Origin of the sequence: Christiangramia portivictoriae DSM 23547, from assembly GCF_000423045.1 — a bacterium.
GTDB classification, from domain to species: domain Bacteria; phylum Bacteroidota; class Bacteroidia; order Flavobacteriales; family Flavobacteriaceae; genus Christiangramia; species Christiangramia portivictoriae.
The window spans coordinates 773,679-793,711 of sequence record NZ_KE383971.1 but is presented as its reverse complement, the minus strand read 5'-3'; the positions used below and the strand labels follow the sequence as shown (position 1 = coordinate 793,711).

Sequence of the window (20,033 nt, the reverse complement as noted above, 5' to 3'; positions counted from 1 at the left end):
TTTGTACAATAAAAGACCTCAACATAAATTTAATACATGAAAAAGAAAATACGAACAGGCATAAGCATGATCGCGCTATCTGCGCTTATAAGTCAGGCTAGTGCTCAGGAAAATAACCAGGAAATTATGGAAAACCCGCTGCTAAAGGAATGGCAGGGTCCTTATGAAGGAGTCCCGGCCTTTGATAAAATGGAAGTTTCACTTATCAAACCTGCGATTCGCAAAGGAATGCAGCTACATCTGGAAGAGATCAACCAAATCGCCAGTAATTCTGCGGAAGCTACTTTCGAGAATACTATAATTCCCATGGAAAAGGCAGGCAGGGAACTTAATCGGGCTTTTACGTATTATGGCATTTATAGCAGCAATGTTTCCAGCCCGGAGTTTAGAGCAGTTCAGAAAGAACTGGCTCCAGAAATTTCTGAGTATTCATCTAAGATCAGCCAGAATGAAGCCTTGTTCGAACGTATAAAAACGGTTTATGAGAACTCTCAGGAGAAACCCCTGGATTCCGCAGAACAAAGAGTGATCGACCTGATTTATGAAGAATTCGCCATGCAGGGCGCCAACCTGAACGAAGCAGACAAAAAACGCTATGCTGAGATCAACAAGGAGCTTTCTGCACTATATACCAGGTTTTCAAGCAATGTACTGGCAGACGAAGAAAATTACGTGATCTATCTTACTAAGGAACAGATTGGCGGACTGCCAGAATCCTACGTGAAATCTGCGGCCAAAGCTGCGGAAGACCGTGATCATAAGGGCTCATATGCGGTGACCAATACCAGATCATCCATGGATCCATTCCTTACCTATTCCACAGAACGAGCATTGCGTGAAAAGGTTTGGAAGAACTACTATTCCAGAGGAGATAATAACGATGAATTTGATAATAAGAAGATCATTCAGGAAATTCTGAAGCTTAGAGATGAGCGTGTGGAATTACTGGGATATGAGAATTATGCGCAATGGCGTTTACAAAATCGCATGGCCAAAAACCCGGAAAATGCCATGGACCTGATGATGCAGGTATGGCCTGCTGCCCTTGCCAGGGTCAAGGAAGAGGTGGCAGACATGCAGAAGGTTGCAGATAAGGAAAATGCCGGTATCACCATCAAACCATGGGATTATAGATTTTATGCGGAAAAAGTTAGAAAAGAAAAGTATGATCTTGATAGCGAAGAAGTAAAGCAATACCTGGAACTAGGTAACCTTACTCAGGCGCTATTCTTTACCGCCGGAGAATTGTTCAATTTTAAATTTACTCCAGTAGAAAACAACAGTGTTCCTGTTTTCCATGAAGATGTAAAGGTTTGGGAGGTCAGCAATAAGGATTCTGGGGAGATTGTAGGTTTGTGGTATCTGGATCCCTACGCGAGACAGGGCAAACGTTCTGGTGCCTGGGCAACTACTTACAGAGGTTATACGAAGCTTACGGGCGAAAAACCAGTTCTGGCCTCTAACAACTCCAACTTTATTGAACCCGCTCCAGGTGAACCAGTATTAGTTTCCTGGGATGATGCAGAAACATTTTTCCATGAATTTGGTCATGCTCTGCATTTTCTTTCAGCAGATGTGAAATACCCTACTTTGAATGGAGGCGTACGTGATTATACAGAATTTCAATCTCAGTTGCTGGAAAGATGGCTTAGTACAGATAAGGTGATTAATCAGTTTCTCAGACATCATGAAACCAATGAAGTAATTCCGGAAGCCCTGGTAGCTAAGATCAAGAAAGCATCAACATTTAACCAGGGATTTGCGACTACCGAGTTTTTAGCATCTGCGATCATGGATATGAAATATCATACTACAGATCCAGAAAAGATCGATCCTGCTAAATTTGAAAAGGAAACTTTAGAACAATTAAATATGCCGGAAGAGATCGTCATGCGTCACAGAACGCCTCATTTTGGACATGTATTCTCCGGTGAGGGTTACGCGACAGGCTATTATGGGTATCTATGGGCAGATGTGTTAACTGCCGATGCTGCGGAAGCTTTTGCTGAAGCTGAAGGTGGCTTCTACGATAAGGAGGTTGCCAGAAAACTGGTAAACTATCTGTTCGCACCCAGAAATGCGATGGACCCCGCAGAAGCCTATAAAAAATTCCGCGGAAGGGATGCCAAAATCGACGCGCTGATGCGTGATCGAGGATTTCCTGTACCAGATGCAGGTTCATCTGAAGATTAAATTGAATGATGTATAAAATAAAAAAAAGCCCTGGCAGTCCAGGGCCTTTTTTATTGGAATAAGATCCACTATTCAATATAAATTTGTACAACGAGCAGGTTTTCAGGACCTGACTTACTTGTTGATTCTTTCAGCAATATCAATAGTCCGTTTTACCTGGTGTGAGATGGATGTTTTCGATTGATCATTGAGGTTATCCACTCCACCTTCAGTACTAAAACCATAAGGGTTACCTCCGGTCTTAAACAGTTCTTCTGAAGTATATCCCGGTGCAGCTATGATGGCTCCCCAGTGAAACATACTTTTGTACAATGAAAGCAATGTAGCTTCCTGGCCACCATGAGGATTTTGTGCACTGGTCATAGCCGACACCACTTTATTTACCAGTTTTCCCTTACTCCACAAACCTCCGGTGGTATCTAAAAATGCCTGTAGCTGTGAAGGGATATTTCCATACCGCGTGGGAACGCTAAAGATTATTGCATCTGCCCAATCGAGATCCTCCAGTGCTGCAGCTTCAATGTCCTTTGTTTGCTCATAATGCTCCTTCCAGGCATCATTAGATTTAATAACATCCATAGGTGCAGTCTCTTTCACTTTACGCAAACGTACTTCGTGATCTCCATTGGATCTTGCCTCTTCTGCCGCCCACTGCGCCATTTGGTAATTCGTACCGGTCATACTATAATAAATGATAGCGATATTCATAATTTAGATTTTAAATTTGTGTTCTATGAACTTAAGGAGATTTGTTCCAAACAAAATTTAAAGTTTTGATAAAATTCAAATTCCGCACTGAAAAATTATGACCTCAAACACGCACAGACATTTTAAGATTTATAAACCTTACGGATATCTGAGTCAGTTTATAACCAATCAAAAGAAGGCTGGAAAACACAAGCTGCTGGGAGAGCTGGGTAATTTTCCAGAAGGCACTATGGCGGTTGGCAGACTGGACAAAGATTCTGAAGGGCTGTTGTTACTGACTACCAATGGAAAGCTGAGTACCAAAATCACGGCAGGCAACAGTGAGAAAGAATATTATGTACAGGTTGATGGCAATATTTCCAAAGAAGCTATAGATGAATTAGGCAAGGGTGTAAACATCAGCATTCAGGGGAAAGAATATCAAACTAAAGAATGTGCAGTTTATAAACTGGATACTGTACCTGAGTTTCCCGAAAGAAGTAAACCTATTCGTGATGAACGTCATGGTCCAACAAGCTGGATTAGCATCACCCTGACTGAAGGGAAATTCCGGCAGGTCAAAAAGATGACTGCCGCAGTTGGCTTTGCCACCTTGCGACTGGTTAGAGTTCGTATCGCCAATGAAAGGCTGGATACATTGGTTACCGGCGAAGTGCGGGAAATAGATCGTGTTCGTTTCTAATAACCTACAGCTTGGCCCATATAACTCCTGGAGTCGGCTGCCCCGTAATAAGCTCCCGATTCAGGGTCTATAATGATTCCCATAGCTCTACCCTGGGAAGATCGTGTTCCGGTTTCATGCCCATAAGATTTTAATATTGCTATGGTATCTGGCGAAAAACCCCATTCTTCAAAGGTAATTACGTCTGGCAACCACTGATGGTGAAATTTTGGTGATTCGATCGCTTTGGCGATATCCAGTTCGTAATCCACAACATTCAGAATTACCTGGAGCACCGTATTGATGATGGTGCGGCCACCTGGTGATCCAATGACGAGGTAGGCTTTATCATTCAAGGTTACAATGGTTGGACTCATACTGGAAAGCATACGCTTCCCGGGAGCAATTTGATTTGGAACTGTCCCAATCCTACCTTCCGAATTTGTGAGCCCTGGAATGGCGTTAAAATCGCCCATTTCATTATTCAGAAGAAAACCCGCGCCTTCCACTACGATCCTGTTTCCATACGAATGTTCTAAGGTGTAGGTAAGAGAAACTGCGTTACCCTCTTTATCGACTACTGAAATATGAGTGGTTTCTTCGCTTTCGTATTGGAGATGCTTTTTGTTAAAATTAGAAGAGTCGCTAACGCTAGCCTGTTTTTCTATTACTGAAGCCTGTAGTCTATGAGCATAGGATTTTGATAAAAGCGTATCCAGTGGCATTTCAGGATTAAATTCGGGATCTCCCAGGAATTGAGCCCTGTCTGCAAATGCGCGACGCATAGCTTCACTAATTAAGTGAATGCTTTGTGCACTATGGAGTCCATATTCCTGCAAGTCATAATTTTCAAGGATATTGAGCATTTCGATCACTGCGGTACCTCCAGAACTTGGAGGCGGCATCCCGATGATTCCGTATCCACGGTAAGAACCACGCAAAGGTTGCACTTCTGCCGACTCATAATTCTCCAGATCTTTTTTAGTGATGATCCCGTTGGTGCTTCGCATAAAATCCTCAATTAACTGAGCGGTCTTACCTTTATAAAAACCTTCAGCTCCATAATCCCGGATCCTGGTAAGCGATGCTGCAAGATCCTTTTGGACGATGGTGTCACCTGTACTGTAAGCTTCTCCCTCGTCGTTCAGGAAAACTGCAGCTGTACTAGCATATTCTTCTTTATTTTCATAGACCCACCTGGAAAACCTGGCAAGGTCTGGATACACGGCAAAGCCATTTTTGGCCAGATCTATCGCGGGTTGAACGAGAGTGGCCCAGTCCAGTTTCCCTGCATTGGAATGCGCCTGGTATAGTCCGGCAACTGTCCCGGGCACACCCGCAGATAAACTCGTCTCATGGTTCGAATTATCTTTTACTTTCCCATCTTCGCCCAGAAACATGGTTTTTGTAGCTTTCTCCGGTGCCTTTTCCCGAAAATTAAAAGCGGTGGACTCAGCATTAACTGGCTTGTAAAGTAAGAATCCGCCGCCACCAATATTCCCGGCAGAGGGCAATGTTACAGCCAACGTAAAGGCAGTGGCGATAGAAGCATCGATAGCATTCCCTCCCATCTGCAGAATCGCGACACCTGTTTCTGAGCCAAGATAATGAGAACTTACAACCATACCATTGCTGGCTTCTACTGGAATCCTGCCGGATTGCCCATAAAAATCTAATTGCTGTAACGCCAGACATAAGAATAGCATTAATTTGATCTTAAACATAGAAAGGTGTTTTAAAGAAAAAAAGCCCTGAAAAGGACTTTATAATTTTATTAATTCAATTTTAAATGCTTCTTCGAACAGGTCAAAAGTTTGCTGGGCTTTTTTCGCTGCCATACTTTTTTCATCTTCTGAAAAATCTCTCTTCCGCAGAAACTTTAAGAATTCGTTCCAGCTTTTAACCTGGTCTCGCTTTCCACTGAAGAAGTTTTGTTCAGGCAGATGCGCCAGATGAGGACAATTTTTCAGTTCTTTTCCAATCATAAGTCCGCCCATTACTGAGCCTTCCACCACGTATGCCGCGCCTATAGCCTCTGCCTCATTACTGCACTCAAACTCGAGGCTGGTTGCAGCAGTAGCGACACCAAGGCTTTCAAGATCTAGTTTAATCGCCTCAGTTTTCGTTGAAGAATAACTTGATAAATGGGGAGCGATCGCTTCCTCTGTAGCAGCATAAGCCGCAAAATTCTGAAGTAACAACAATTGATATTCAGCTTCAGTAATTGTATGATCCATGATTTTATTTGCCAGGTTTTCACCCTCTAACGCCTCATGTTGGGCTTTGGTTGCTTCCCGCAGTCTATCCAGCATCACTCTCTGTTCTATTTATGTCAAAGTTACCAATCGCTTCCCTGATCTTATTGATATTCTCCTTTTGAGCCTGGTCTTCAGAGTTCATTTTATCCAGGTAATCATAAATCTTATTAACCGTTATTTTGTTTTGACGAATCATGTTTCTAAGTTCCTTCTTAGAGGTCATATTGATCACAATCTTCTTCAATAAAGGTTCCAGCTTTTCACCCAGGTTATTCATGTGCTTTTTAAGAATATAGCCCGAGGCACCGCTTAAAATCGTGTTTGCAGCTAATTCTTCGTCATGAATGGTTCCGGTAATAAAGATAAAACCAATGGTATCGTCAAGTTCCTGCACAGTCGTCAAAACGTCCAGACCTGTACATTCGGGCAAATTGTAGTCAGAAAGCACAACATCTGGCGCGAAGTTGGAAAGCAGCCTTTTGAAATCCTGAAGATTATCAGTGGTCTCTATGACGGGTTCTTCAACAATCTTGTTGAGTTGCCGCTTGATGAGAAAAATATCGTTCTCATTGTCTTCAACCAGCAGTATGTTTAGTTTTCTATGGATCATGATTACGCTTATATCAAAGGCGAAAATACTCTAAAAGTTGTTAAGAAACAATTGGGTATAATCAGACATAAAAATAGAAAGTGGAACCGCTACCCGGTTGACTCTCAGCCCATATCTCACCATTATGCTTCTCGATGATCTTCTTTACGATGGCCAGTCCAATTCCCGTTCCCTGGTAATTATCTCCGGAACGCCTTGAAAACAGGTTAAAAATATCTTCACTGTATTTTGGATCGAAACCAATCCCGTTGTCTTTAATGCAATAAACGGTTTTGTTGCCTTGCAAGGTATATGAAATCTCTATAGATGGCTGGGAAGCTCTTTCACTGTACTTCAGGGCATTCGCAATAAGATTGGACCATACCTGACTTAGCATTCTTTTATCTCCCATCATTTTTGGCAAGGATTCATCAATGCTTACAGAAGTATTACTATAGTTGGACTTTATATTGAAGGATCGAATTATATCTTTTACCATAGTATCTGTAGATACTACCTGTTTATTAATGTCTTTGTTGGAAACACCTGCAAAAGACAGAATATTATCGATAAGATCCTGCATCTCCTGTACTGAAGATAATATGGTGTCTACTGCCATTCTACCTTCCTTATCAAGATTTGTAAAATGATCTTCCTTTAAGATATGAGCATAACCATCTACACCCCGAAGTGGCGCTTTAAGGTCATGAGATAGTCCCTGACTGAATAATTCCAGTTCACGGTGTGCAGCAACCAGCTTTTCATTTAGGTTATCGATACTGCGCTTTTGATTATCAAGAATTATATAACTGATGTTCTCACTCAGCTTTTTGGCACCATTGATTTCGTAATCCTCCCAGACTTTCGATACACCACTCAGTTCCTCGGTCCATTTCTCAAAAGATTTGCGCGGCGTAAGTCGCTCCTTCTCTGCATCGTACTGTGCTTTATTGTTAGGATCTCCACCCCATGAAACCTGCTGAATAACTTCCGGGCGAAACCAGATGATATAGTTCTTATGGTCATTGCCGAGCCTGGTGCTTAATATTCCCGACCCGTTCCTGGTGAACGCTTTGGCTTCAGGATAAAATTTTAAAAGATTTTTAGTTTGAAATACTTTGTCCGTTTTTTTACTTAAAAATTTCTTAATGAGGGACTTCACCTCTTTTTTCGTCGGGGCATCTCCTACCAGTTTAATCTTACCATCGAGTACAATAGCTGCTCCTGAAGCATTCATAAGGCTCGTTATATTGGTTTCAGACTGGCTTAAACCTTTTTTAATTGAATCTTGACGTATGACCTGATCCATTAAACTATTGGCAACTTCTTCTATTTCTTCAAGTTTTTGAATATATTTATTTGAACTTTTCAGAGATAGTTCATTGGAAAATATCTGAATAAGGAACTCGCAGGTCTGCCTTTGGTAATAGTTAATAAATTTTGCTTCGGAATGATGACAGGCCAGTAATCCCCATAGTTTCCCATTACTTATCAAAGCAGCAGTAAGACTTGATCCAACACCCATATTCTGAAGATACTCGATATGAATTGGAGATACGCCTCTTAATTTAGATTTGGAAATATCCAGTGGATCACCCGACGGATCAAGCATTGGAGTTATTTTAACCGGGGCGTAATTTACATCTGAGATGATACGTACCTTATTCTTAAAGAATAACTGCCTGGCCTGTTTTGGAATATCACTTGCCGGATATTGGAGCCCAAGAAAAGTCTCCAGATCCTCCTTCTTTGCCTCGGCGATGACTTTTCCATTCCACTCGTCATCAAACTTATAAACCATTACCCGGTCGTACTCAAAAATTTCACGAGTTAAATCTGCGGCATCCTGGCAAAGTTGCTGAGCATCCTTGCTGGCAGCCAGCGTATTGAGCAAACTTGATAGTTCATTCTGAAAATTAAACGTATCCTTTTTCTGATGGACTGGTTCAATATCAAGCACAAGGGAGTCTCCACTTATATGTGGAATAATGATGAAATTCTGGCCATTCAGACTGGTTTCTGTAACTTCCAGTCGTTCATCCTTTTGCAGAGATTCGTTGATCTTCTGAAGTACTTCAGAAGATAAAACTTCAGAAATATTGAGCTTCAGTAGATCTTCAGAATCAACTCCTATAATTGCACCGGCGTTCTCACCAACCTGAGTGATCTGTCCTGTTTTAACATTAGAGGCGATCAAGAGGCCATGTGACTGCGTAGTTCCAATAATATGTATAGGCTCTTTTTCGCAGCTACTTAGATCAACTTCTACCGGGTACTTATCTTCCTTTATCATTAAATTTTTTAGGCTTTCAATTTGAAATAAAATGTACTCCCTACACCTTCCTGGGAATCCACCCAGATGGTTCCTTCATGTAGCAGTACAATCTTTTCTACGTGTGCAAGTCCAACTCCAGTGCCTTCCATATCTTCATTTCCAGGCACACGGTTGAATATGGTGAATATATTTTTCTGATCTTCCTTAGAAATTCCAACACCGTTATCCATGATAGAAAACACCCAGTAATCGTTCTCACGGTAAGAGGAAATTCTAATCTCCGGATCACGTTCTTTTGGAACATATTTGATGGCATTGCTAATCAAGTTCTGGAACAGTAACCTAAGTTCAACCTCATATCCCATTATTTGTGGCATCGTTCCTACATTGATTTTTGCATCTGTATCTCTAATACTTTTGCCAAGGTCGTATTTTACGATTTCCACCACTTCCTTAACATCAACCAGTTCTTTCGCTCCATTTTTGCCAATTCTGGAATGCTCTAGAAGTGCTTTGATCTGCGCCGAAAGTCTGTCTGAAGCATTTTTGATGTATTTGATATAGTTTTCTCCTTTTTCATCCAGATGTTTGGCATACATTTTACCCAGCACATCACTACCAAATTTGATCGTTGCCAGCGGCTCCTGCAAGTCATGGGAACAAATCGACACGAATTGCTCCAGGTCCCGGTTCGCTCTTTCCAGATCACTTTTTTGCTCCTGAAGTTTGGCTTCGGCTTTTTTCAAAGCTGAAATATCTACACAGGTATACCTGATGGTTTTAAGGTTTTCAGCTTCATCTTTTTCAGCCGTGGCATTGAGGATCACCGGTAATATTTTACCACTTTTAGTGATCATATTCTGCTCAACATTGGTAATCTCGCCAGATTTTTTAATGTTTGATTTTAACTTCATCGACGAAATCTTCGCCTCCTTATCAAAAAACTCATGAATTGATCGACCAACAACTTCATCCTTCTCTTTATAACCTAGCCTTTGTACCGCCTTGCGATTACACTGAACAATCTCTGATGACTTAGGATCAACACTTAAATGCAGTACTGGATCATCTTCGTAGAATGATCTGAATCGCTTTTCACTGGCGGCCAGTTTCTCCTTGGATTTCTGAATGCTTTCGATATCGATAAAAGAAATAACCACACCATCTTTTTCATTTTCAGAATTAAAATATGGTGAAATACGTTGCAGGTAATTTCGTCCTTCTCTGGAAACTATGTGTTTTTCCAGTACTTTCCCACTTTGCAGTACGCGTTTACAACGATCTATAAAACTTCGTCTACGGGTAAGGCCAAAGCTATTTGTAAAATTATCGATGGGTCTTCCTATATCACCGTTCAACAGACTGAAATGCCTTTTAATAGCGGGAGTAAATTTCCTGATGTTGAATTCTGAATCGAGGAAGATCACCCCTATATCCGTGCTCTTGAGCAGGTTGTTCATATCGGCATTTAGAGCCGCGAGATCATCCATTTTCTGAACATTCTCTGCGTTGACCGTATTAATCTCCTCATTTACACTTTGGAGTTCTTCATTGGTACTTTGAAGTTCTTCATTGGATGCCAGTAATTCTTCATTCGCTGCCTGAAGTTCTTCATTACTGGTCTCAATCTCTTCCAGCGAAGTTTGAAGATCTTCTCGGGTACGCTTCAATTCATTTTCCAGATTGCTTACGTATTCCTTAGTCTGGCTGGAAGGACTTACCTTTTCCACTTCCTTGACCGTGGCCAGGTCTAATTCCTTTTCAATAAAAGTAATGACATAATTCACCTCACCCTCAAGAGAATATTCCTGAAGTGGTTTAATGATAATATCTACACCAATATTCTGCTCTTCCTTTTCAATGACCACATCTTTATATATCGATGTTTCTCCTGTATCAAGAGCTTTCCTGAAAGTGGACTGTATCACATATTTCAGACTGCTGTCAAGCATGTCCAGTAAATTGATGGAGAAACCACTTGTTGGCAGGGATGCATATTTTCGGAATTCACCTACAGCTTGTAAAATGTTGTAATCGCTATCCACAAATACCGCAGCACCTCCAAATTGCTCCAGAATCGCTTCATTTAGCTCCAGCTGCAGTTTTTGGCGAATTGGATTTACCTGAGCCCGGCGATTTTTACGATCACGTTTCGCATTGTTTTCCAGAATCCTTGAATTTTCGGGGTTTGATTGGTTCGCGTGACTTATACCATCATTAATTCTTTTTCTAACAGATTTGTTTCTGAAAATCTTCCATTTCCTGCTTACGTCTGAAAAATGATCTTTGAGTGTATGCGGATTCTCACTGGTTCCCAGAACCAGTATGCCTTCCCGCTTCAAAGCGTAATGAAGCATATTCATAGCTTTCTTCTGAATGCTATTCTGGAAATAGATCAAAAGATTTCGACACGCCACCATATCCATATTACTAAAAGGCGGGTTCTTGATTATGTTATGCTGAGAAAAGATGACAGATCTACGTAATTTATCTGAAACCTGATATCCTTCAGATTTACTTAGAAAATATTTGAGTAAAAGTTCTTTTGGTACATCTGCTACGATACTCTCCGGATAAAGTCCTTTACTTCCAATATCCAGGTGGGCCTGTGAAATATCTGTTGCAAAAATCTTGATCTCAATGTTCTTTTCCTGCCGGTTCATTTCTTCGTGCAGGCACATGGCGAATGAGTAGGCCTCTTCGCCGGTGCTACATCCAACATCCCAGATCTTGAGTACATCTCCGTTCTCCTTATTCCGAATTATTTCCGGGAATATCTCGTCTTTGAGAATACTCCAAACCTCCTCATCCCGGAAGAATTTAGTGACACCAATCAGAAATTCCCTGTACAAAATTTCTACTTCCTCATCGTTTTTCTGCAAGTAGTCAAAATAACCATTCAGATTATTACAGTTGGAAATATTTACCCTTCTCGCGATCCTTCTCGCCAAAGTAGCATACTTGTATTCTCTAAAGTCCAGGCCTGATTTTTCGTCTACGTAATTCAGGATCTTATTGAATTCGGTTTCATCAAAATCTGCATCCCCTTCTTCAGAATGAAAAATTGGAGGAGTTGTAATGAAACGCTTGAGTTCCTGCCCCATATCATCTACCGAAAGCACATAGTCTACCAGCCCGGTATTGATAGCACTTATAGGCATACCATCAAATTTCGCCTCATCAGGTTCCTGTACCATGACCATACCGTCGTTTTCCTTGAGCGCTCGTACGCCACGTGTGCCATCACTTCCGGTTCCACTTAGGATAACCCCAATAGCTTTTTCTTTTCTTTGAGATGCGAGTGATTCAAAGAAAATATCTATAGGAAGGTTAAGAGTTTGATTCTTAGGTTTATCTGTAAGAATTAATCGATCACCATCCAGTTTAAGGTTATTCGCCGGAGGTATTAAATGAACATGACCAGGTTTTACCTCCATCTCATTTTCAATTTGTATGATCGGCAATTTGGAATTCTTTTTCAGTAACTCGGCCATCATACTTTTGTAATCTGGAGACAGGTGTTGAATCACCACATAGGCGTTAACATCACTGGCTTCAATACTTTCAAAAAAGGCTTTTAGAGCTTCCAGACCACCAGCGCTTGCCCCTACGGCAATGATACGGGTTTGTTCTTTTACAGTTTTTGAATCAGACATAACACTTGAGCGTTCTCCGGTACTTTTCATTAATCTGAGTAGTAGATAGTTAAAGAATAGCCACTAGGGCTTTTAGCATTTCGTAATTATAAAGAAAATTATCCAATTATAGTAGCGGGAATGACACAATTGTTAAGTCAAATGAGTAGTGTTTATGGCACTTATGACCGTTTTCGAGTGTCAGATTTTAAATTATTTACAGTGATGCTTCGCTCATCCCTTATTTTCTCTGACTTGCACAAGTTCTGCCATTATAACAGTTCTTTGCCATATTTGCGGAAAGCTTAATTTAGAATACAGTGTTTAACACAATTTTAGGATATTTAAACGCTTTACTCCTAATAGAACCAATTTGTAATTTTTAAACTCGTAGTACTTACCCTTTATCCTTAGGAATAAATGAATTCAACGAACTCAGAGATTTCAATAACTGAGAATACTTCAACTAATTTTTAGAATTTGATAATCTCATTTTAAGTTTTTGTTAATGCAAATTTTTGAGGAATCTGGGTAAATTGGGGTGCTAACCAAGCCTGATATACACAATTCTGATCGTATCGCATGGTAATTGCAGCTAATAGGCTGAAATCGTTCGACAGGAAGTCGAAATTATTTGAATTAAAAAATCAAAAATGAAAACATTAGTAATTGGAGCAGGAAACATGGGATTAACTTACGCTGAAGGGATGGCACAATCTGCAATGCTCAACAGAAGAAATCTTATGGTATTCGATAAATCAGCAGATGTGATTGCGAGACTTAGAGATCTGGATCACTTCGATGTTTACGAATCCCTAGAGGAATGCCTGCCCCAGGCTGATATGGTTTTTGTCGCCGTTAAGCCTTATCACTGTGAGGAGCTTTTTGAGGAAATGAAATCTATGGTCAATAAGGATCAAATATTTGTATCCTTAATGGCAGGTGTTACTATCGAGAAAATACAGAATGGACTCGGTATTAAAAAAGTAGTTCGGTCTATGCCTAACCTGCCAGCGCAGGTTGGAAAAGGTGTAACTTCATATACAGAATCTGCGGAAGTTTCAAGAGTAGAACTTTTAATGGTTCGAAACTTACTGGATACCACTGGTGAATCCATTCACGTGAAAAACGAGAATTATATCGATGCATCTACCGGAATATCAGGAAGCGGACCTGCCTATGTATTCTATTTTATGAACTCCATGCTGGAAGCTGCCAGAAAAATGGGCTTCAGCAAGAATGATTCAAAAGTACTGGTAAGCCAAACATTCGAAGGAGCCGTGGAACTATTCAATCAGAATGACCTGAGTCCTGATACCTGGATGGACCGCGTTGCCTCTAAAGGTGGAACAACCAGGGCTGCTCTGGATTCCATGGATGACAACAATGTGAAAGAGCTTATCAAAGAGGCTGCTTATGCGGCTTTCGACAGAGCCGTTGAACTAGGAGAAGGAAAATAAATAACTAACTAAACCAGATAACCAAAACATCTATAATGGATAAGAAAAGAAGAATTGTCGTAAAAGTTGGAACTAATGTAATGACCAACAAAGACAACCGAATTTTGGGACCTATTTTGAAAAGTTTGGTGCGACAGATTGCCACCTTATATGAAGAAGATATCATGGTTGTGCTAGTTTCTTCAGGATCTGCAATTGCAGGGAAAGAGATTCTGGGACAAATTAATATTCAGGATGAAAGTAAACGAAGACAGGTATACTCTTCTGTAGGGCAACCTAGAATGATGCGCCACTACTATAGCATCTTTCATGACTACGGAATGCGATGCGCACAGGTTTTAGCAACCAAAAGAGATTTTAGCCCGGGAATCCACCGTGAGAACATGATCAATTGCTATGAATCTTTATTGTCTGAAGGTATTATTCCAATTGCCAATGAAGATGATGCTGTTTCGGTAACTATGTCCATGTTCTCCGATAATGATGAATTAGCCAGTCTTGTTGCTGAATTGATAGGTGCTGAAAAGCTGATCATCCTTAGCGACACAGATGGTCTTTATACTGGTCATCCTGAACACGATGATTCAGAAAAACTGAATAAAGTTCAGATCGATGAGAATGTAGAAAAATACGTTCAGCAGTCTGAAAAAGGTGAAGGCGAAGGACGTGGAGGAATGGAATCCAAAATTAAGATCGCCAAAGGAACTGCAGCCAAAAACATCGAGACTTATATCGCTAATGGTAAACGTGAAGATGTGATTCTGGACATTATGGCCGGAAAGCCTGTGGGAACCAAGTTTACCTCATAACAACCAATTAATAATCTTAAAGAAACGAAGAAATGAAGTTGATAAAAACAGATACTAAAAATAATGTATTAAAGTCTATGATGAATATCCTGGATAGAAGACGCCAGGAAATCATAGCAGCCAATAAGAAAGATCTTGACGCTTTTAGTAAAGATGATCAGGCCATGTATGATCGCTTGATCGTGGATGAGAAAAAAGTGGATGGCATGATTCAGTCTGTTAAGGAAGTCATGGAACAGGATGATCCCGTAGGCCAGGTGATCGAACATAGAAAACTGGATACCGGGCTGGACATTACCAATAAAACTGCTCCGTTTGGAAATATCATGATCATATATGAATCCAGACCAGATGTGACTATTGAAGCAGCAGTTCTTGCATTCAAGGCAAATAATAAAATTTATCTTAAAGGAGGTAAAGAAGCTATAGAGAGCAATAAGATTCTGGAAGAATGCTGGCATGAAGCTCTTGAGGAAAACGGACTTGGCAAAGAATGGATCAAGCTTTTACATCTGGATAGAACCGAAACTCAGGAATTTCTGAAGAATCCACCAGAACAATTAGATCTTATTGTGCCACGTGGAGGCGAGCGATTGATCGCATTTGTGAAGGAACATGCAACCGGGGCAGTCCTGGTATCCGGGAGAGGAAATAACTTCCTGTATGTATCCAAAAATGCCGATTTCGAAGTCGCTAAAAAAGTAATGCTAAACGCCAAGATCGATAAGATCTCAGGTTGTAATGCTCTGGACAAAGTGCTTATCGAGACCAATATAGATGGGTATGAATCTAAACTGAAGGAATTACAGGACCTATTTAGCGACAATAAAGTTGAAATTCTCGTAGATGAAAAGGTTGCAGAAGTTCTTAAAGATCAAACGAAAGTTCCATCTGAAGATACCTGGTACGAAGAGTTTCTAGCCATGAAGATTGTCATAGGAGCCGTAGACGGACTTGAAAATGCTATTGAAAAGATCAATCAGTATTCCGGAGGGCACTCTGCTTCTATTATCACTAAAGACAAGGATGAAGCAATTACCTTTATGGAGCAGGTAGATTCAGCAGCAGTTTATCATAATGCTTCCACGCGATTTACCGATGGAGGTCAAATGGGAGTTGGAGCTGAACTTGCGATTTCAACCGACAAGCTGCATCACCGAGGACCATTAGGTCTTAAGCAGCTGGTAACCAATAAATATTATGTATTAGGTGATGGTCACGTAAGAGTATAATCACATCCAAATTTAATTAAAAAGCCTGGCAATTGCCGGGCTTTTTAGTTTATAAATAAAATTGAATTTGTCAAAAATTGTACATTTTTATATTCTTATAATTCAGAATATTCAAATCATCCATATAATTAATCCAATAACTGTAACGTTTGAGAGACTGTTCAGTCTTATAAACAGACATTAAAAAACAGATATGAAAAAATTAGTAATGGGTCTGGCAGCAGCTTCGATGTTATTTGCATGTAAGACTCAGAAAAATCCCCAGTCTGCCGTTGAAGCACCCATAATGGCACAACTTGACCTGGTGAATGTGGAAAATGATAAAGTTTGGGTAACGGTAGACCCGGCAGAATTTAAAACAGCCTCTACGATATTTAATATTCCTAAAACTGTACCTGGAACCTATTCCGAAGATAACTACGGAAAATTTACAGAATCTTTTAAGGCTATCGATTATAAAGGTAATGAGCTTAGCTTTGAAAAGATTGATGACAATAGTTATAAGATCGAAAAAGCCGAAAATCTGGATAAGGTCATGTACCTGGTAAACGATTCCTTCGACTGGGAAGAAGAAGGCGGTGTTTATTCCATGGCTGGCACAAATATTCTTAAAGACCGAAATTTTCTTCTGAATTTGCACGGTTTTGTTGGTTACTTTAATGGCATGACTGAAAAGAAATACCAGCTGGAGATTATACGTCCTAAAGATCTAGTGGCTGGAACCTCACTTACCATTGCTTCCACTAAAAATTCTGAAGCTGGAAACTCCAAGACAGATGTCTATAATCTTGATCGATATTTTGAAGTGATCGATAACCCGATCATGTATTCAAGACCAGATACTACCAGTTTTATGGTAGAAAACATGCAGGTTTTACTGAGTGTATATTCACCAAACGAAAAACATTCAGCTCAAACATTAAGACCAGGAATGGAGAAAATGATTCGAGCGCAGAAAAAATTTCTTGGTGATATTAACAGCACAGATAAATATGCCATTCTTGTATACCTTTCTGAAGGTGAAGGAGACGCTTCTAATTACGGAGCTCTGGAGCATCATACCTCAACGGTGGTCGTAATGCCTGAATCCATGGATGCTTCATCGCTGGATAAGAGCATGACCGATATTGTATCACACGAGTTTTTCCATATCATTACTCCGCTCGGAATCCATTCAAACGAGGTTCATTATTTTGATTATAATGATCCCGAAATGTCTCAACACCTGTGGCTTTACGAAGGAGTGACAGAGTACTTCGCCAATCTTTTCCAGGTTAATCAAGGTCTTATAGATAACAAAGAGTTCTATAGCCGAATGAATCAAAAGATTTCAACTTCGAAAAGATTTGATGATACAGTTCCTTTTACTGTTATGAGTGAAAACATTCTTACAGATGAGTATAAAGATTCCTATTACAACGTTTACCTTAAAGGAGCTCTTATTGGTATGGCACTTGACATAAGGCTTCGAGAGCTTAGCGGCGGGAATATGGGTATTCTGGATCTTATGAAGCAACTAAACGCCAGGTATGGAAAGGACAAACCTTTTAATGATGATGAATTGATTCCTACGATCGTTGAACTTACCTATCCTGAAATTCAGAATTTCTTTGATATGTATGTTACTGGTAAAACTCCAATTCCGTATGACGAGTTTTTTGCGAAAGCTGGAATTGAGGAACAGGAGCAGATGGCAGAAGTTGGTTTCTTCCTGAACGGGCAGCAACCCTATATTACCGCAAACCAGGAAACCATGCAGATCATCTTTCGGGAGGATACAGAAATGAACACTTTCCTGAAAGAGCTGGGAGTCCAAGGTGGAGATGTGATAAAATCTGTAAACGGAGAGAATTATACCATTCAGAATGTTTATGATCTTATTCGTAAGTCACAGGAATGGAAAGATGGAGATGACTTTAGCATGACCATCCTTAGAAATGATGAAGAGATGGAATTAAAAGCAAAGGTTGCCACGCCTATGGATAAGCAAATGACTTTGAGTGAAGTTCAGAATGCAGATGGTGATAAAATAGAATTGCGAAATGCCTGGTTGAAGGGTTGATCAAATCCAGATACTGATATAGAGCGGCAGTTTTACTGCCGCTTTTTTTATTTAAAACCTCGAGTCACTCTTGCATTATTTTTATCTTTAGAATCTAATTAACCAGCCAGAATATGGAAATTCCAATCCTACAGGATATTGTCATCATATTAGGATTATCGATCGTGATCATTCTTGTTTTCCAAAAGCTGAAATTGCCCGCAATCCTGGGATTTCTTCTTGCAGGGATCATTGCCGGCCCTCATGCTTTTAACCTGATAAGTTCCCAGCATGATGTGGAATTGCTTTCAGAAATCGGCATCATTTTCCTGCTTTTCGTCATTGGGATCGAACTATCATTAAAAGGCCTTGCATCCATCAAAAACATCATATTCCTTGGAGGTGGTTTACAGGTAGGAGGTACCATCCTAGCCACTGCGGGTATCTCGACTGCACTGGGATTACCATTAAACACCTCTATTTTTCTTGGATTTCTATTTAGCTTGAGTAGTACAGCGATTGTATTAAAATTGTTGCAGGAAAAAGGGGAAATTTCTACTCCGCATGGGAAGATAGGCCTGGGAATTCTAATATTTCAGGATATCGTGGTAGTTCCCATGATGCTGTTTACACCTTTACTGGCCGGAGAGACTCCAAACATTCTTGCAACTGTAGGGATCATGATCTTAAAGATCTTACTTGTCCTGGTGATCGTCTATATTCTAGCTCGCTACGTAGCTCCAAAGATCTTTGGATGGGTGGTAAAAACTAAGAACCAGGAATTATTCATACTTACGGTGGTGGTATTTTGTTTTGGAGTAGCCTGGCTAACTTCCACAGTAGGTTTGTCATTAGCTTTGGGAGCGTTTTTTGCCGGACTCATTATTTCTGAATCAGATTACAGTCATCAGGCGACAGCAAACGTATTACCTTTTAGAGAAATATTCATAAGCTTTTTCTTTATCTCAGTAGGTACACTGCTCAATCTTGATTTCTTTGCTGAAAATATTCTAATCATCATTGGCCTTGTGCTCGCAGTAGTTTTACTGAAAATGCTCGTTATCGGGGTTACGGTACTCGTCCTGAAATTCCCAGCCAGAACCATGTTTCTTGCGATCTTCAGTCTTTTCCAGGTTGGTGAATTCTCTTTGTTGCTTTCCGGAGTAGGAAAGGAAAGCGGTATCATTCCCGAAAATATTTACCAGTATTTCCTGGCTATTTCAATCATTACCATGGGAATTACTCCTTTTCTCATAGAATCTGCTCCCAGGATCACTTATGCGCTTCTGAAGGCACCAATTCCACCAGCAGTAAGAAAAAGATTGGAAAATATAAAGAGAAGTGCCAAGGCAGACGAAGAATTTTCCGAGGAGAATCTGAAGGATCATCTGGTCCTTATTGGTTACGGGATTAATGGTTCCAATATATCCAAAGCGGCCCAAAAAGCTGAAATTCCTTATGTGATCATTGACGCTAATCCTGAAGCCTTTGATAAGGCAAAAGAACTAAAGGAGCCAGTGATCTTTGGGGATGCCATTAATACAACAATCCTTAAACACGCACATGTGCAGGAAGCAAGGGTCATTGTAATCGCCATATCAGACCCTGGCGCGACCAGGAAAATGCTTACATCTATCAGACAATTGACAAAAACGGCAACCATAATCGTTCGCACGAAGTATGTCAAGGAAATGGAAGAAGTTCTAAAACTTGGAGCAGACGAGGTGATTCCGGAAGAATTTGAAACTTCCATTGAAATTTTTACCAGGGTCCTTAAAAAATATCTGGTGCCATTTGATGAGATCCAGGAGTTTATCAACCAGATACGATCTTCAGATTACGAGATGCTCACCTCCATGAAAAAAAGGCCACACTCCCCTGCCCTGCAACATTTGAACATACCAAACAGAGAGATCGTAACCTTAAAGGTGAATCGGGACAACCGGCAGATTGTTGGGAAGTCTATCGAGGATTCCGGAATCGGCAAGAATTTTCAGGTTACTTTACTGGCAATCCAGAGAGACCGCCGCTATTTGACCGAAATTTCGCCGCAAACGATCATTGAACAAGGCGACCTTTTATACCTTTTTGGTCATCCCGGCAACATTAATCATCTAAATGATCAGCTCTCTTTCTAACTAAATTACTTATCCATCAATAAATTTATATTAA

Annotated in this window: 13 protein-coding genes; 7 read left to right on the top strand and 6 right to left on the bottom strand. The window is 40.4% G+C overall.

Annotated elements, in window-relative coordinates:
- Positions 1 to 36 precede the first annotated feature (36 nt).
- A complete protein-coding gene (locus tag G529_RS0111980) occupies positions 37 to 2,193 on the top strand; it encodes a M3 family metallopeptidase (protein WP_026915761.1) in 2,157 nt (718 codons plus the stop codon).
- Between the two features lie 114 nt (positions 2,194 to 2,307).
- Here G529_RS0111980 and wrbA read toward each other — a convergent pair whose 3' ends face one another.
- Positions 2,308 to 2,901: an NAD(P)H:quinone oxidoreductase gene (gene wrbA / locus G529_RS0111975; protein ID WP_026915760.1), complete on the bottom strand. Its 594-nt coding sequence runs from the start codon at positions 2,899 to 2,901 to the stop codon at positions 2,308 to 2,310.
- 97 nt (positions 2,902 to 2,998) lie between these two features.
- Between wrbA and G529_RS0111970 the strand changes: the two genes are divergently transcribed.
- Positions 2,999 to 3,583, top strand: coding sequence for a pseudouridine synthase (locus tag G529_RS0111970; RefSeq protein ID WP_026915759.1), 585 nt, complete (start codon positions 2,999 to 3,001; stop codon positions 3,581 to 3,583).
- Here G529_RS0111970 and ggt read toward each other — a convergent pair.
- The 5 genes from ggt to G529_RS0111945 form a co-directional block, all read right to left on the bottom strand.
- Entirely contained in the window at positions 3,580 to 5,286 is a 1,707-nt protein-coding gene (gene ggt / locus G529_RS0111965) for a gamma-glutamyltransferase (protein ID WP_026915758.1), read from the bottom strand. The genes G529_RS0111970 and ggt overlap by 4 nt on opposite strands.
- A 39-nt stretch (positions 5,287 to 5,325) precedes the next feature.
- A complete protein-coding gene (locus G529_RS0111960; protein ID WP_026915757.1) occupies positions 5,326 to 5,874 on the bottom strand; it encodes a biliverdin-producing heme oxygenase in 549 nt (182 codons plus the stop codon).
- Positions 5,864 to 6,430, bottom strand: a complete 567-nt coding sequence (locus G529_RS0111955; RefSeq protein WP_026915756.1) for a response regulator — start codon at positions 6,428 to 6,430, stop codon at positions 5,864 to 5,866. Before G529_RS0111955 ends, G529_RS0111960 begins: the two co-directional genes overlap by 11 nt.
- Before the next feature lie 61 nt (positions 6,431 to 6,491).
- Entirely contained in the window at positions 6,492 to 8,702 is a 2,211-nt protein-coding gene (locus G529_RS0111950; RefSeq protein WP_026915755.1) for an ATP-binding protein, read from the bottom strand.
- 8 nt (positions 8,703 to 8,710) lie between these two features.
- Positions 8,711 to 12,340, bottom strand: coding sequence for a CheR family methyltransferase (locus G529_RS0111945; protein WP_026915754.1), 3,630 nt, complete (start codon positions 12,338 to 12,340; stop codon positions 8,711 to 8,713).
- A gap of 632 nt (positions 12,341 to 12,972) precedes the next feature.
- Here G529_RS0111945 and proC point away from each other — a divergent pair.
- The 5 genes from proC (at position 12,973) to G529_RS0111920 (ending at position 19,999) form a co-directional block, all read left to right on the top strand.
- Entirely contained in the window at positions 12,973 to 13,779 is an 807-nt protein-coding gene (gene proC, locus G529_RS0111940; protein ID WP_026915753.1) for a pyrroline-5-carboxylate reductase, read from the top strand.
- A gap of 35 nt (positions 13,780 to 13,814) precedes the next feature.
- Positions 13,815 to 14,588, top strand: a complete 774-nt coding sequence (proB, locus tag G529_RS0111935; RefSeq protein ID WP_026915752.1) for a glutamate 5-kinase — start codon at positions 13,815 to 13,817, stop codon at positions 14,586 to 14,588.
- 32 nt (positions 14,589 to 14,620) lie between these two features.
- Positions 14,621 to 15,820: a glutamate-5-semialdehyde dehydrogenase gene (locus G529_RS0111930; RefSeq protein WP_026915751.1), complete on the top strand. Its 1,200-nt coding sequence runs from the start codon at positions 14,621 to 14,623 to the stop codon at positions 15,818 to 15,820.
- 193 nt (positions 15,821 to 16,013) lie between these two features.
- Positions 16,014 to 17,882, top strand: a complete 1,869-nt coding sequence (locus G529_RS0111925; protein WP_026915750.1) for a M61 family metallopeptidase — start codon at positions 16,014 to 16,016, stop codon at positions 17,880 to 17,882.
- 113 nt (positions 17,883 to 17,995) lie between these two features.
- Entirely contained in the window at positions 17,996 to 19,999 is a 2,004-nt protein-coding gene (locus tag G529_RS0111920; protein WP_026915749.1) for a monovalent cation:proton antiporter family protein, read from the top strand.
- Positions 20,000 to 20,033: the final 34 nt, after the last annotated feature.